Raw genomic sequence first — 14,019 nt, 5'->3', positions numbered from 1 at the left:
TTGCCCGAATCGCCCGTCTCGAAGTGTGGCGAGCCGCTCGATCGTGTGGTGAACCGGAGCGCACCGCGACGCGTTGCCAAGATCGCGGGAGAATGGACCTGGAGCCGCTCGAGCGCTGGTCAACGGCCTGTCGGAGATCTTGGCCGGTCACCGTGGCCCGGGGAACATCCGGGACCTTTCACTCGTTCGCCTTGGGCGTACGTGGTGAGAAGTCGGTGCCAGCGGGGGTGCCGTCTGGGTAACGTGGTCGGTACGGGCCCGGCTGGAAGGAGGCGCGCGATGACTGTGCTGCTTCGCGAGGCGATCGGTGATCGGCTTCGCCACACCCGCACCACCCAACACCGCACGCTGCGTGAGGTGTCCCGCTCGGCACGGGTCAGCCTGGGCTACCTGTCCGAGGTGGAGCGCGGTCGCAAGGAGGCCTCCAGCGAGCTGCTGGCCGCCATCTGCGACGCGCTGGACCTGCCGATGGCCGATCTCCTGCACACAGTCGCCTCCGACATGAGCGCGCTGGCCGCGGTGGCCAACGCGCCGACCGCGGACGACGCCGTGAAGTCGCGGGAGCACGCCGACGCCCCGTACGAGGGCGGCCGCCTGCTGTCCGAGTCCGTGGGGGACAAGCTCAGCGACATCCGGCTCCAACCGGTGCTCACCCACCGGCTGCCCACCCTGACCCCGCCGCGGGGAGAGGTCGTGGTCGCCGCGTAGCACGGGAGGAGGCGCTCCACCCTGGACGAGTTCGAGCTGGTGGCGCTGCTGGTGGTCGTGGTGCTGCTGGCCGTCGCCGCCGGATCGCTGCTGGTGCTGACCAGGCGCAGGCCCGTCGCCCGGACGGGCCCGCCGGTCCGGGAGCGCCGGCTCGACGTCGAATGGGTGGACCGCGCCGTGGTGGCGGTCGAACAGCTGCACACCGAGGACGCCGTCGGCGTGCTGGTTGAGATGCGCGCCGCGGCGGCCGACATCGACGCGATCAACCGGACGCTGGCGGCGCTGCACGCCGCGCGCCTGCGCCGGACCCGTGACCAGTTGGCCGCCCGCCTCGCCGACGAGTCCGGCGGACCGCCGATGACCGAGGCCTATCGTGCGGTGAGTGATCGTCTGGCTACCGCGGAGCGACTGCGCGCGACCCGCGACGCGCTGACGACACGCCTGCACGCGTGCGTCACCGGGTTGGAACGAGTTCGTGATTCGGGCCACCCCGACGGTCCGAATCCGGCCGCTGAGCTGGTGGAACTGCGCGCCGCCCTGGCTCAGGTCAGGGTGCTGGCCCGGGAGCTGCCCGGGGTTCCCGCTCAGGGCCCACCCTGATATTCGGCGGGGTCGGTGGTAGCGGCCCAGCTCACCTGACACGATGGAACCCGCACCGCCACCGGCTCGTTGGCCTGGTCGCGGCGTTCGCGCACATCCAGGAGTAAGCAGAAGGCAGGCGGAGGAGATGGCCAACCCTTTCGTGAAGGCTTGGAAGTACCTGATGGCGGCGTTCTCCGCCAAGATTGACGAGAACGCCGATCCGAAGGTGCAGATCCAACAGGCCATCGAGGAGGCCCAGAAGCAGCACCAGGCGCTCTCCCAGCAGGCCGCGGCCGTCATCGGCAACCAGCGGCAGCTGGAGATGAAGCTGAACCGGCAGCTGGGCGAGGTGGAGAAGCTCCAGGCCTCGGCGCGCCAGTCGCTGGTGCTCGCCGACGAGTCCCGGTCCAAGGGCGACGAGGCCAAGGCGCAGCAGTTCGAGCAGGCGGCGCAGTCCTTCGCCACGCAGCTCGTGACGGCCGAGCAGAACATCGAGGACCTCAAGACCCTGCACGACCAGGCCCTCCAGGCGGCCGGGCAGGCGAAGACGGCCGTCGAGCGCAACGCGATGATGCTCCAGCAGAAGCTGGCCGAGCGCACCAAGCTGCTCAGCCAGCTGGAGCAGGCCAAGATGCAGGAGCAGGTGTCCAAGTCGCTCAACCAGATGAGCGAGCTGGCCGCCCCCGGCAACGTGCCGTCGCTGGACGAGGTCCGCGACAAGATCGAGAAGCGGTACTCCACCGCGCTGGGCTCGGCCGAGCTGGCCAGCAACTCGGTGCAGGGCCGCATGCTGGAGGTCCAGGCGTCCACCACGGAGATGGCCGGCAACGCCCGGCTGGAGCAGATCCGCGCCTCGCTGCGCGGCGGCTCGGTGGCCGGCGAGGTCACCGGCGGCGCCTCGACGCCCGCGGTCAGCCCGGCGACGGCCAGCATCCAGCAGGAGATCGCCGCGCGGGTGCAGCAGGAGAAGCAGCAGTCCTGAGCGGCATGACGGGGGAGTAGGGCGATGGCGGCCGGACCGCGCAGGCGCGACCTGGGCGAGCTGATCAGGCTCGGTCAAACGGTCGGCGAGCAGCTGCGTGGTCCGGTCGCCGATTCCGTCCGCACCAAGGTGGCGAGCTGGCGCGACCCCCGCGCCAAGCTGCTGCGTCGCCGTCGCCGGGCCAAGCGGTCCACCGCCGCGTGGACCGGCACCACCGCCCTCGGCGGCCTCTGGATCGGCATCGACGCGGCCGGCAACTCGCTGCTGTCCTTCAACGGCATCACCGCGATGGCCGTGACCGCCGTGTTCGCCTTCTGCACCACCGGATCCGTGCGCAAGCTGGTCGCGCTGCACCGCCAGCCGCTGCCGGCCGCCATGCCGCCGCCGGTCCGGCTGCCCGCGGCCGGGTCCGCCGCCCGCGAGCCGATGCGCCGGCTGGCCGAGGCCGAGGCCGGCCTCGCCGAGCTGCTGGTCCAGCTGGGCACGCCGCGTCCCGGCGGCCTCGCCCCGCTGCCGGCCCAATCGCTGGCCCACGCGCAGGAATCCGCCACCGAGGCCGCGACCGCGCTGCGCGCCGTCGCCGCCCAGCTGTCCGCCGTGGAACGGGCCCGGGACCTCGCGCCGCTGTCCCAGCGCGGCCCGCTCGACCAGGGCGTCGCCGACCTGCGCCGCCGCCTCGACGAGGGCCTCGACGGCTATCTCGCGCTGATCGGCACCGCCGGCCAGGCGGTCATCGCCAGCGGCTCCGTCACGCCCAACGACGCGCTGCTCGACGCCAGCGACCGGCTGTCCGGGCTGGCCTCGGCGCTGCGTGAACTGTCCGGTTCGGACGACTTCCGCTGATCGGTGCCGTCCTGCTGCGCCGTTCGGGCTCAGGGGTGGCCACTATCCCGTGACTGGTGACCGCACGTGACTGATTTGTTGGCACATTGTGCGTGCCGGCGGAGATTCTTCAGGCAAATGTGTGATTATCAGTTCGTTACCTAGCCGAGACCACTACCCGCCGTGGCAGGATCGGGCGAGGCAGCGTAGCCCAGGCCCTTGGGCAGGCCAGACCCTCGGGGAGGTCGACGTGGCGTTGTGGACCGTGCACGGCGACGGGCGTCGTGTGACGGACGGCGAGGTGGTGGCCCCCGAGGAGCGGCTGAGCTGGCCGCTGACCGCGGGTTTCGGCCTCCAGCACGTCGCGGCCATGTTCGGCGCCACCGTTCTCGTACCGGCCAGCACCGGCTTCCCGGTCGCCACCACGCTGCTGTTCTCCGGCGTGGGCACGCTCATGTTCCTGGTGCTCACCCGCAACCGGGTGCCCAGCTACCTCGGCTCCTCGTTCGCGTTCATCTCCCCGCTGGCCGCCTCCCGGATGGACGGCCTGGCGGCGCAGCTCGGCGGCGTGCTCGCCGCGGGTCTGCTGCTGGTGTTCGTCGGCATCGCCGTCAAGGCGCTCGGCGTGCGGCTGCTGGAGTCGCTCATGCCGCCGGTGGTCACCGGCGCCGTCGTGATGCTGATCGGGCTCAACCTCGCGCCGACCGCCACCCGCAACTTCCAGGACCAACCCTGGCTCGGCGTGATCACGCTGGCCGTCATCCTGCTCTGCGGCGTGCTCGGCCGCGGCCTGCTGTCCCGCGCGTCGGTGCTGATCGGCATGCTCGTCGGGTGGCTGGTCGCCGCGGTGACCGGCGGGCTGGACGCCGGTCGGCTGGGCGAGGTGGCCAACGCCGCCTGGTTCGGCTTTCCCCAGCTGACGGGGCCGGAGCTGCGGCCCAACGTGGTGCTCGCGGTGCTGCCGGTAGTGGTCGTGTTGGTCGCGGAGAACGTCGGGCACGTCAAGGCGGTCGCCGCGGTGACCGGCCGTGACCTGGACGGCAGCGTCGGCGACGCGCTGATCGCCAACGGCCTGTCCACGGCCCTGGCCGGGCTCGGCGGCGGCTCCGGCACCACCACGTACGCCGAGAACATCGGCGTGATGACCGCCACCAAGGTCTACTCGACCGCCGCCTACGTGGTCGCCGGGGCAGGGGCGATAGTGCTGTCTTTCTGCCCGAAATTCGGGACGCTGCTCAACACCATGCCGGCCGGCGTTCTCGGCGGCGCGATGGTTCTGCTCTACGGCTTGATCGCGTTGGTGGGCGTGCGCATCTGGTTGGACAACCGGGTCGATCTCCTCAATCCCGTGAACCTGATGATCGCGGGCGCCGCACTGGTGGCCGGCGTCGGCAATCTGACCGTGTCCGTCGGAGGCGTCGCGCTCGGGGGCATCGCCTGGGGTTCGCTGCTCATCGTGGTCGGGCACCCCCTGCTCCGAACGCTGAGGGCCGCTCGCGGCTGATCGATTGGTTCTGTTAAAAACCGCGATCACATTGAAAATCTCCCTGTTCTCCTCAGGTTCCCCTCAGGGTTAGCCTTCCTGGCGTCCCGTGTTGGGTGGGCCGCGGGAACCCATTCCGCCCGGGGGTTGATTTCCGTCCCGCGGCTTTTGCCGCGGGTTCTTGGAGAAGGGGCGTTTTCGTGCGAAGAACTCCAGCGTTCCTGCTCGCGCTGACGATGGCCGGGGCCGGCATGACCAGCCTCGTGCCGTCGGCCGCCGCGGCGGGGCAGTCCGAGATCCCGGACTCGCACCCGGTGTGGGCCACCCCCAACGCCAAGGTCGGCACCGCCGCCGCGGCGAGCAACGTGACCTTCCGGGTGTACCTGAAGCTCGCCGACCAGGCCGGGCTGGAGGCCGCGGCGGCCGCCGTGTCCGACCCGACCAGCGCGTCGTACAAGCACTTCCTCACCGCCGACCAGGTGCGTTCCCGCTTCGCGCCCACCGCAGCCACGGTCGGCGCGGTCCGCAACTGGCTCACCTCCGCCGGCTTCACCGCCGGCTCGGTGCCGTCCAACAACGCCTACATCGAGGCCTCGGGCTCGGTGGACCAGGTCCAGAAGGCCTTCGGCGTCCAGCTGGGCGAGTACAGCGTCAAGGGCAAGACCCTGCGTTCGCAGGACCGCCCGCTGTCGGTGCCGAACTCGGTCGCGTCGCTGGTCTCCGGCATCGTCAACATCGACCAGGCCACCGCGCTGCTCAAGCCCCAGCACGTGGGCGCCGCCGGTGACGCCGCGCCGAACGCCGTCGCGCAGCCGAAGGCCGCCTCGCCGGCGGTCGCGCCGCCGCCCGCCGCGTTCGTGAACGCGCGGCCGTGCTCGGACTACTTCGGGCAGAAGACCGACACCACCGACCCGGCCTACGGCGGCAAGCAGCTGCCCTACGCCGTGTGCGGCTACACCCCGGGCCAGCTGCGTGCGGCCGACCAGCTCGACGTGGCCGGTCGTTTCGGCCTCGACGGCCGTGGCACCACGGTGGCGATCGTGGACGCGTTCGGTTCGCCGACGCTGTACCAGGACGCCGCCGAGTACGCCAAGCGCAACGACCCGGCGCACCCGCTCAAGCAGTCGCAGTACAGCCAGTTCGTCTACCCGCCCACCCCCGGCTCCGAGGACCCGTCGCAGTGCGACGCCTCCGGCTGGTACGGCGAGCAGAGTCTGGACGTCGAGGCCGTCCACGCCATGGCGCCCGCTGCGAACATCCTCTACGTGGGTGGCGCGGACTGCTCCTCGCTGGACGCGGCGCTGAACCGGATCGTGGCCGGCAACCTGGCCCAGATCGTCTCCAACTCCTACGGCGACCAGGGTGAGGACATCCCGGCCGACGAGGTGAAGGCGTTCGAGTCGATCGCCACCCAGGCCGCCGCCGAGGGCATCGGCCTGTACTTCTCCTCCGGCGACAGCGGCGACGAGAGCCACGCGCTGCCCAAGCCGTCGGCGGACTTCTCGGCATCCAGCCCGTGGGTGACCGCGGTCGGCGGCACCAGCCTCGGCATCGGCCGCGACGGCGACAAGGTGCTGGAGACCGGCTGGTCCACCGGCAAGTCCACGCTCACCAACGGCGCCTGGGCCCCGGCCGCGCCGGGCAAATGGCTGTACGGCGCGGGCGGCGGCACCTCGGTGCTGTTCCCGGAGCCGAACTACCAGAAGGGTGTCGTGCCGGACGCGCTGGCCAAGCAGAACCAGACCGGCAACGCCCGCGGCCGTGTCGTGCCGGACATCTCGATGGACGCCGACCCGACCACCGGCATGCTGATCGGCCTCACGCAGACCTTCCCGGACGGCAGCGTCAAGTACGGCGAGTACCGCATCGGCGGCACCAGCCTCGCGTCGCCCCTGATGGCCGGCCTGATGGCCGTCGCCGACCAGTTCGGCGGCCGGCACGGGTTCATCAACCCGTGGCTGTACAAGGCGCTGTCGCACACCCCGGCGGTGACCGACGTCAAGCCGATCACCGGCGCCGGTGAGGTGCGCGTCGACTACGCCAACGGCATCGACGACTCGAACGGCTTCGTTCGCACGGTCCGTTCGTTCAACAACCCCGACCAGACGATCCAGACCGCTCGCGGTTACGACAACGTCACCGGTCTGGGCACGCCCAACGGCCTGCTGTTCCTGGGCCTGATCTGACGCATCGCCTGACCGTGTGGCGCCTGCCCGACTCTCCCGGGGCAGGCGCCACACGCATGTTCAGCGCAGGGAACGGTTGATCTTGCGGATGAGGCCGGGGCCCTCGTAGATGAAGCCGGTGTAGACCTGCACCAGGTCGGCGCCGGCGTCGATCATCCGCTGCGCCGAGTCCGGGTCGAACACGCCGCCCACGCCGATGATCGGCAGCCGGCCGCCGGTCTCCTTGTGCACCAGGCGAACCACCTCCAGCGCGCGGGCGGCCAGCGGCCGTCCGGACAGCCCGCCGGCCTCGCCCGCCCGGCCCTGGTCGGACGCCGCCAGGCCGTCCCGGGACAGCGTGGTGTTGGTGGCGATCACGCCGCTGATCTCGTGCTCGCCGCAGACCTCCAGCAGCTCGCCGATGGCGCTGTCGGTCAGGTCGGGGGCGATCTTCACCAGCAGCGGCTTGCGGTCGGAGTTCTCGTCCTGGACGCCGGCCAGCAGCTCGTTCAGCGCGGCCCGGTCCTGAAGCGACCGCAGGCCCGGCGTGTTGGGGGAGCTGATGTTCACGGCGAAGTAGTCGCCGTGCCGGCCGAGCACCCGCATCGAGTGCCGGTAGTCCTCGACGGCCTGCTCCACCGGCGTCACCTTGGACTTGCCGAGGCTGACGCCCAGCGGCACGGGCAGCGGCCCGAGCCGGTCAAGCCGGTCCGCAAGCGCTTGCGCGCCCCGGTTGTTGAAGCCCATCCGATTGATCACGGCCTCGCTGTCCGGCAGCCGGAACAGCCGCGGCCGGTCGTTACCCGGCTGGGCGTGCCGGGTGACGGTGCCGACCTCGACGAAGCCGAAGCCGAGCGCCGGCCACGCCGGCAGGGCGACGCCGTCCTTGTCCATGCCGGCGGCCAGCCCCACCGGGTTGGGGAAGCGCACGCCGAACACGGTCCGCGGCGCCACCACCGCGTACCGGGCGCGCAGCGCCGACAGCACCGGCGGCATCGCGCCGACCCGGCGCAACACGCCCATCGTGCGCTCGTGGGCCACCTCGGGGTCGCCCCCACCGAACCGGAACAGCGTCCTGCGGACCAGTTGCTTGTACACCACGGCTCCTATCGTGCCTGGTCACGGGCGGCCCGTGGACACCGCCTCCGGTGCTGTGACGCAGCAGACCTTTTCAGAAGGGTCGATCGCCTCGGTCGGGGGAGCGCAGACTGTCGGGGTGTCGTACCTGAGCCTGCCGCCCGCCGCCGCCCGCCTGTACCGGCTGCTCGCCATGCACCCCGGCGCCGACTTCGACGGAAGGCTGGCCGGCGCGCTCGACCCGCAGGGCGAGAACCTGCTCGGCACGCTGGAGGAAGCCGGGCTGCTGCGGGCGGCGCACGGCGGCCGCTACTCGTACAGCGCGCTGGCGCACGGACATGCCTTGCAGCAGTCGGACCGCACCGACAGCAACGCCGACCGGCTGGCTGCCCTGACGTCGATCGTCTGGTGGCACGTGGACCGTGCGACCGCCGCGGACAAGGTGATCTCGCCGCACCGGTGGCGGCTGAGCCCTCGATACGCGCACGTGCCGGCCTTTCCCGGCGACGAGAGCGAGGCGATGGACTGGCTGGAGCCGGACCGGGCCAACTTCGTGCAGGTGGCCACGGCCGCGTACGAGTCCGAAATGGACGATGCGGTGCTGGCGCTGGCGGAGGCGTTGTGGGGCCTGCACTTCCACCGCGCGCTGTACGCGGACTGGAAGGCGGTGGACGAGATCGCGGTGCGGGCGGCGATCCGCCGCGGCGACCGGCGGGCCGAGGCCCGGATGCGCTGCCAGCTGGGATTGCGCCACTGCGAGCTGGACGATTTCGCCGCCGCCAAGGAGGAATTCACCGCTGCCATAGCCGTTGAACCGCCCGACCACCAGCAGGGACTGGCCACCGACCTGGAGTCGCTCGCGCTGGCGCACTACGGCCTCGGCGAGTACGACGAGGCGCTGGCTTGCGTCGAGCGGGCGGCCGCCCTTGCCCCGCACGACCGGTTGCTCAGCCACCTCCGCGCCCGGATCCTGGCCGCGCTCGGCCGTCACGACGAGGCGTTCGCCGACCTCGGCACGGCGTTGAAACACGTGCAGGACAAGGAGGACCGCTACCACGAGGCGCTGGTGCTGACCAGTGTCGGCGAGACCTTCCTGCGTGCCGGCGAGCCGGCCAAGGCCGCCGCCGAGCTGGCCCGGGCGTTACGGGTGATGGTGGAGATGCACCGGATGGTGCCGGAGGCGGTGGTGCGCGGCCTGCTCAGCCAGGCCCACGAGCGGCTCGGCGACCGCGCCGTGGCGCGGGACGAGGCCGGCCGGGCGCACGCCATCCTGCACGTGCTGGAGCATCCTCGCGAAACCGTTGCCCGCCAACGACTTCACCAGCTCGGCTGATCAGTCCCGGCCGTGCCGTGTATATCGCCGGTGATCTTGTAGGCCTGCACGACGTTGCCGATGACCTTGCCGCTGATGGAGTTGGAGTTGTTCACGCCGTGACCGCTCGCGGTCTGCTCGACGGAGTGGACCTCCGGCTTGGCCGCCGCCCACAGCTCTCGCAGCTCCGCCGCGAACTCCGGATCCGCTTCACCCGTCCGGTCCAACACCCTGGCCAGCGCGTCGACCCACTTGGTGTCGTCCGGGTTCTCCTGCGCGGAGGCCAGCACGATCTCCGAGCCGGGGTCCTTCGCGAACCGCTCCTTCACCCGTTCGAGGAGTTTGCCCAGTGCCTGCTTGCCGGAAGTGACGGCTTCCTTGGCCAGCGCGGCGGCGATCGTGGTCATGATCGGGTCCATGCGGTCACCCCTCATCACGGCGATCAGATCACCGTAGCAGCGGGGAGGCGAGGCCAGTGGTGGCAAACCTCGCCCCCCGAGGCCCTTCAGTCGACCGCCATGCCCTGCGCGCCGGCCGGCACGTCCAGCCGGCCGTAGTCGTCGAGCCGGAAGCCGAACGGCGCGAACAACAGCTCCCGGGACATCACTCCACCACACCCGCGAAGCGGAGCAGTTGGGCCATGCCGAACCGGCCCTCGCTGTCGGCCAGCGTCGGCGTCCAGATCGGGTACGTGGAGCGGTACGAGGTCGGGTCGGCGTCGAGCAGGCCCACCAGCACCTCGCTGACGATCAGGCCGCCGACCGCGCCGAGCCGGCCGCCGCCGTGGCGGACCTCCGCCTCCTTGAGGATGTAGTACCAGAGGTAGATCGGCCCGGTGGTGGCCAGTTCGGCGTCGGTCAGCGGCACCTGGCCGATCTTGCGGCTGATGTCCTGGCCGGACGGCAGTTGCTGCACCTCGCTGCGCAGCAGGTTGCGCACCACCAGCGAGCGCAGCTGGCGGCCGATCTCCACCGGCACGTCCGTGATCGGCGGCAGGTCGAGCAGCCGCACGTTCAGCTTCGCCTCGATCCGCTTGGCTCGCTGCGGCCGCGAGCCGTCGATCGTGTAGAAGTGCCGGAAGTCCAGCGCGAACTCCGGGGCCACCGGGCCGCCGCGCAGGTCGGTGCGCTGCTGCGGATCCGTCGGGGCGGGCTCGGTGAAGTCCGACGGGAACAGCGGCAGCGTGAACTTGTCGTTGACGGCGTAGTCGGAGCGGATCGTCGGGTGCATGAAGCGGAACGCCGCCACCGCGAACTCCACCGGGATGAACGGGTGGCCGCCCGGATCGAAGAACCGCAGGCCGTGCCGGTCGATCCGGTCCACCGCGTCCTGGCCGCAGACCAGCGGCAGGTACTCGTGCACGATGATCCACTGGTAGTGCCAGCGTACGATCTGCTGCGCCGCCGCGAACAGGTCGTCCCAGTAGGTGCGCACGCTCAGCAGGTCGGCGATCGACGCGTTGGCCGGCGGGTTCGGGTCGTCCGCGGGCGGCGGCGGGAACCGGTTGCCGAACACGTCGGTGATCTCGCCGTCGCGCAGCCCGTCCACCACCCGGTTGTGGAACTTGATGAACGCCAGGTGGGTCTGGTTGAGCAGCAGGTTCTCGTCGTTGCGGGGGTCGCCGATCAGCGCCACCCCGGCGGCGGTGCGGCCCAGGTCGACGCCGTCCGGCGACAGCACCAGCTTCGTGTTGTGCGAATCGGTGTCGTACAGCAGCGGGCTCGCGAACGGGCCCGAGCCGTACAGGTGGTCGAGGTCCAGCATCGGCGGCCGGAAGTTGGTCGTCGCCTCCGGGTCGACCTGCCGGCCCAGGTTGCCGGTCACGTCGAAGGTGATGTTGTGGTCGATGAACTGGCCCAGGAACGTGAAGCCCGCGTCCAGCGTGGGGCTGTCCTGCTGGCTGGTCGTGTCGCCGCCGTCCATCAGCCCGCCCGGCAGGCCGAACCGCTCCGCCATCTCCAGGCCCGTCGGCGGGCGCCCGGGCAGCGTCGGGAACATCCGGCCGAACCGACCCGTCGGCGGCGCCGCGCCGCGGGGCACGTCCAGACCGCGGACCTCGAAACCATGTTGCGTCGTCACGGAACCCCCTAGAACCGTGCGCCGACGACGCCCTCCCCCAGGGCGCGCGTCATCGGCGTGCGTGTGCGAACTCGTGTCGCGGACCTCCGGCCGGTCACCCCCGTGGTCATCGGCCGTGCAGGAAAGATCCCCCGTGACGTCAAGAGTACACGCGGCGGCGGTGGATACATGTGGATACGCTGAGAACCGGGAGGCACACAATCGTTGCCGCCCAGGGGAGACAAATACCGTCCATTGTGGACTTCGTGACCTGGTTTCCCGTGCTCAGGAGGTGGGCCCCGGCTGGCAGTGCGGGCAGTACCAGGTCGGGCGCTGCTGGAGGCCGCTGCCCTGGACGGCCCGGACGATGGTGTGGCCGCACCGCAGGCACCGCTTGCCCTGGCGTTCGTAGACGAAGTGCTGCCGGCCCCGGGCCAGTTCGCCGGTGGTCGACTGCTCGGGACGCCAGGCGTTGCGCAGCAACAGCTTGTGGCTCAGGGCGACGGCGCGGGCGGGGTCGGCGGCGGACACCGGGGACCAGGGAGAGACGCCGAGCAGGAAGCAGACCTCGGCCTTGTACAGGTTGCCGACCCCGGCCATCACCCGCTGGTCGAGCAGCGCCAACCCGATCTGGCGGGACGGGTCGGCGGCCAGCCGGCGGGTGGCCTCCGCGGCCATGTCGGCGTCCCAGTCGGGGTGCAGGAGATCGGGTCCCAGGTGGCCGACCAGCCGAGACTCCTCGGCGGTCGGCAGCAACTCCAGATCGTGCAACAGGAATCCGACGGCGACACGGTCCGAAGTGGACAGAATGGCCCGGATCTGGTGGGACGGCCGGCGCCAGGACTCGCCGGGGCGGTAGAGGTGCCAGCTGCCGTCCATCCGCAGATGGCTGTGCAGGCTGAGGCCGTCCTCGAGGCGGGTGAGGATGTGCTTGCCGACGGAGCCGACTCCGGCGACGACCCGGCCGGCGAGGTCCACTGTGGACAGAGAGGGGTGGCGGATCTCCCCGCGCGTCAACGTGTTGCCGGCGAGTGCGTCGTGCAGCCGGTGCGCGGTGAGGAAGACCGTGTCCCCTTCGGGCATGTCAGGGCAGGTGCGGTTCCATGAACTGCGGCCGGCCGACGGGGCCCGGCTCGGCGGCCGGCCCAGGGGCCTCGACGGTCTGCTCCTCCACGGTTTCGACCTCTTCGACGGCCTCCTCCTCGGCCTGGGCGAAGACCGAGCGGGTCCGCCTCCGGCTTGACCGGAGCACCCGCGCCAGCAGCAGGTTGAACGCCAGGGCCACTTCCCGCGCGCCGGGCGTGTTCCACATGTGGATCGGCATGCACGCGCCCTGGGCCTGCTGCACGGCGAGCCGGTCGGGCAGCGCGACCGGCATCACCAGCGGCCCGAAGATGTCCCGCAGCTCGTCGATGCGGAACTGGTGCTCGTGCGACCGTGGCCGCACCCGGTTGACGACCACGCCGAGCGGCTGGAGGTCGGGGTTGTGCTCCTCCCGCTCGGCCTGCACGGCCTCGAACGCCCGCTGCACGCCCGACACCGCGAACATCGTCGGCTCGGTGACGAGCAGCGCTCGGTCGGCGGCGACCAGCGCGGACCGGGTGAGCTGGCCCAGCGAGGGCGGGCAGTCCAGCAGCACCAGCTGGTACGGCTGCTCGTCCTCCTCCAGCATGTCGTGCACGGTGGCCAGCGCCTTCTCCAGCCGGCTGAGCTTGTTGGTGCCGGGGTCGGGGTGGTTGAGCCCCTCGACCTCCTCGGCGCCGACCAGCACGTCCACGCCCTCGCCCCAGCCGCTGGGCGCGATCGCCGCGCGCACGACCTCCAGGGTCGGCTTCTGGAGCACGTGGAACAGGGTGGCCTCGGTCTCGGCCGGCTCCAGTGTGGCCGTCGAGTTGCACTGCGGGTCCAGGTCCACCACCAGGGTGCGCACACCCCGGCGCAGCGCCGCCGAGGCCAGGCCCAGGGCAACCGTGGTCTTGCCGACACCGCCCTTGAGGCTCAACACCGCAACCGTATGCACACGGGCAGCCTACGGTCTCCGACAAGCCGCGCAGATCACGACACCGGCACACCCATAGACTCGGGCCCATGCGACCCGATGCCGTCCGTCTGGCGCTCGACACCGAGCTGGCCGCGGTGCGCCGCCGCCACGCCGAGCCGCCCCGCGTGCTGGACGTGGGCGGCGGTTCCGGCATGTGGGCCGTGCCGCTGGCCGCGGCCGGCTGCCTGGTCACGGTGGTCGATCCGAGCCCGAACGCGCTGGCCACGCTCCAGCGCCGGGCGGCCGAGGCCGGTGTGGCCGAGCAGGTCACGGCGGTCCAGGGCGACAGCGACGCGCTGTCCGAACTGGTCCCGGCCGGCGGCGCGGACCTGGTGCTGGGCCACGGGGTGCTGGAGGTCGTGGACGACCTCGCGGCGGCACTGTCCCAGCTGGCCGGTGCGGCCGCCCCGGGCGGCGCGGTGTCCGTGTTGGTGGCGAACCGTTATGCGGCGCTGATCAACCGGGTGCTGGCCGGCCGGCTGGTGGACGCCCGGCAGCTGCTGGACGACCCGGAGGGCCAGCTGCCCGGCGACACGCTCAAGCGCCGGTTCGATGTGGACACCCTGCGCACGGCGCTGAGCGCCGCGGGCCTGGACGTGGAGCTGCTCCAGGGCTACGGCGTGGTCTCGGACCTGGTGCCGGGCGCGGTCCTGGAGGGCAGCCCGGGCACGGCGGAGGCGTTGGCGCAGTTGGAGGTGGCGGCGGCGACGCAGCCGCCGCTGCGGGACGTGGCGTCCCGGCTGCACGCGCTGGCCCGCCGGCCGTGACGGCCGGCGGGCACAGCCCGCG

13 protein-coding genes are annotated in these 14,019 nt (G+C 71.6%); 8 read left to right on the top strand and 5 right to left on the bottom strand.

The features are described from left to right. Positions 1-279 precede the first annotated feature (279 nt). The 6 genes from BCF44_RS11355 (at position 280) to BCF44_RS11330 (ending at position 6,763) form a co-directional block, all read left to right on the top strand. Positions 280-708, top strand: a complete 429-nt coding sequence (locus tag BCF44_RS11355; RefSeq protein WP_116174127.1) for a helix-turn-helix domain-containing protein — start codon at positions 280-282, stop codon at positions 706-708. A gap of 39 nt (positions 709-747) precedes the next feature. After that, on the top strand, positions 748-1,308 hold the full coding sequence (locus BCF44_RS11350; protein ID WP_116174126.1) for a hypothetical protein: 561 nt from the start codon (positions 748-750) through the stop codon (positions 1,306-1,308). A gap of 127 nt (positions 1,309-1,435) precedes the next feature. Continuing rightward, complete coding sequence (locus BCF44_RS11345; RefSeq protein ID WP_116174125.1) at positions 1,436-2,272, top strand: PspA/IM30 family protein; 837 nt, start codon at positions 1,436-1,438, stop codon at positions 2,270-2,272. A 24-nt stretch (positions 2,273-2,296) separates the two neighbouring features. Next, on the top strand, positions 2,297-3,115 hold the full coding sequence (gene pspM, locus BCF44_RS11340) for a phage shock envelope stress response protein PspM (RefSeq protein WP_116174124.1): 819 nt from the start codon (positions 2,297-2,299) through the stop codon (positions 3,113-3,115). Between the two features lie 229 nt (positions 3,116-3,344). Beyond that, positions 3,345-4,598, top strand: a complete 1,254-nt coding sequence (locus BCF44_RS11335; RefSeq protein ID WP_116174123.1) for a uracil-xanthine permease family protein — start codon at positions 3,345-3,347, stop codon at positions 4,596-4,598. A gap of 179 nt (positions 4,599-4,777) precedes the next feature. Continuing rightward, positions 4,778-6,763 (top strand): S53 family peptidase, encoded by a 1,986-nt coding sequence (locus tag BCF44_RS11330; protein WP_170217475.1) that lies wholly within the window; start codon positions 4,778-4,780, stop codon positions 6,761-6,763. A 60-nt stretch (positions 6,764-6,823) separates the two neighbouring features. On the opposite strand, the gene BCF44_RS11325 is transcribed toward BCF44_RS11330, so the two are convergent. Beyond that, positions 6,824-7,843: a quinone-dependent dihydroorotate dehydrogenase gene (locus tag BCF44_RS11325; RefSeq protein ID WP_116174121.1), complete on the bottom strand. Its 1,020-nt coding sequence runs from the start codon at positions 7,841-7,843 to the stop codon at positions 6,824-6,826. Between the two features lie 115 nt (positions 7,844-7,958). Here BCF44_RS11325 and BCF44_RS11320 point away from each other — a divergent pair, with 115 nt between their 5' ends. Continuing rightward, entirely contained in the window at positions 7,959-9,152 is a 1,194-nt protein-coding gene (locus tag BCF44_RS11320) for a tetratricopeptide repeat protein (RefSeq protein ID WP_116174120.1), read from the top strand. Here the strand turns inward: BCF44_RS11320 and BCF44_RS11315 are convergent. The 4 genes from BCF44_RS11315 to BCF44_RS11300 form a co-directional block, all read right to left on the bottom strand. Beyond that, entirely contained in the window at positions 9,137-9,550 is a 414-nt protein-coding gene (locus tag BCF44_RS11315) for a hypothetical protein (RefSeq protein WP_116174119.1), read from the bottom strand. The genes BCF44_RS11320 and BCF44_RS11315 overlap by 16 nt on opposite strands. A 184-nt stretch (positions 9,551-9,734) precedes the next feature. After that, positions 9,735-11,210: a peroxidase family protein gene (locus BCF44_RS11310; RefSeq protein WP_211352977.1), complete on the bottom strand. Its 1,476-nt coding sequence runs from the start codon at positions 11,208-11,210 to the stop codon at positions 9,735-9,737. Positions 11,211-11,474: 264 nt separating this feature from the next. Next, positions 11,475-12,272 carry an Fpg/Nei family DNA glycosylase gene (locus BCF44_RS11305; protein ID WP_116174118.1) on the bottom strand — a complete coding sequence of 266 codons (798 nt, stop codon included), beginning with the start codon at positions 12,270-12,272 and terminating at the stop codon, positions 11,475-11,477. Position 12,273: 1 nt separating this feature from the next. After that, on the bottom strand, positions 12,274-13,209 hold the full coding sequence (locus tag BCF44_RS11300) for a ParA family protein (RefSeq protein ID WP_116174117.1): 936 nt from the start codon (positions 13,207-13,209) through the stop codon (positions 12,274-12,276). 68 nt (positions 13,210-13,277) lie between these two features. On the opposite strand from BCF44_RS11300, the gene BCF44_RS11295 reads away from it, so the two are divergent. Further along, the gene (locus BCF44_RS11295) at positions 13,278-13,997 is read left to right on the top strand and encodes a class I SAM-dependent methyltransferase (RefSeq protein ID WP_116174116.1); all 720 of its coding nucleotides are present in this window, start codon (positions 13,278-13,280) and stop codon (positions 13,995-13,997) included. The last annotated feature ends 22 nt before the right edge of the window (positions 13,998-14,019 follow it).

Origin of the sequence: Kutzneria buriramensis, assembly GCF_003387475.1 — a bacterium.
In the GTDB taxonomy this organism is placed as follows: domain Bacteria; phylum Actinomycetota; class Actinomycetes; order Mycobacteriales; family Pseudonocardiaceae; genus Kutzneria; species Kutzneria buriramensis.
Note: the sequence above shows the minus strand (reverse complement) of the source record. Positions and strands in the feature narration are given on the sequence as shown.

Coding starts and splice junctions, on each gene's coding strand:
- BCF44_RS11355 (WP_116174127.1), top strand. CDS start 280: ATGACTGTGCTGCTTCGCGAGGCGATCGGTGATCGGCTTCGCCACACC.
- BCF44_RS11345 (WP_116174125.1), top strand. CDS start 1,436: ATGGCCAACCCTTTCGTGAAGGCTTGGAAGTACCTGATGGCGGCGTTC.
- pspM (WP_116174124.1), top strand. CDS start 2,297: ATGGCGGCCGGACCGCGCAGGCGCGACCTGGGCGAGCTGATCAGGCTC.
- BCF44_RS11315 (WP_116174119.1), bottom strand. CDS start 9,550: ATGGACCCGATCATGACCACGATCGCCGCCGCGCTGGCCAAGGAAGCC.
- BCF44_RS11305 (WP_116174118.1), bottom strand. CDS start 12,272: ATGCCCGAAGGGGACACGGTCTTCCTCACCGCGCACCGGCTGCACGAC.
- BCF44_RS11295 (WP_116174116.1), top strand. CDS start 13,278: ATGCGACCCGATGCCGTCCGTCTGGCGCTCGACACCGAGCTGGCCGCG.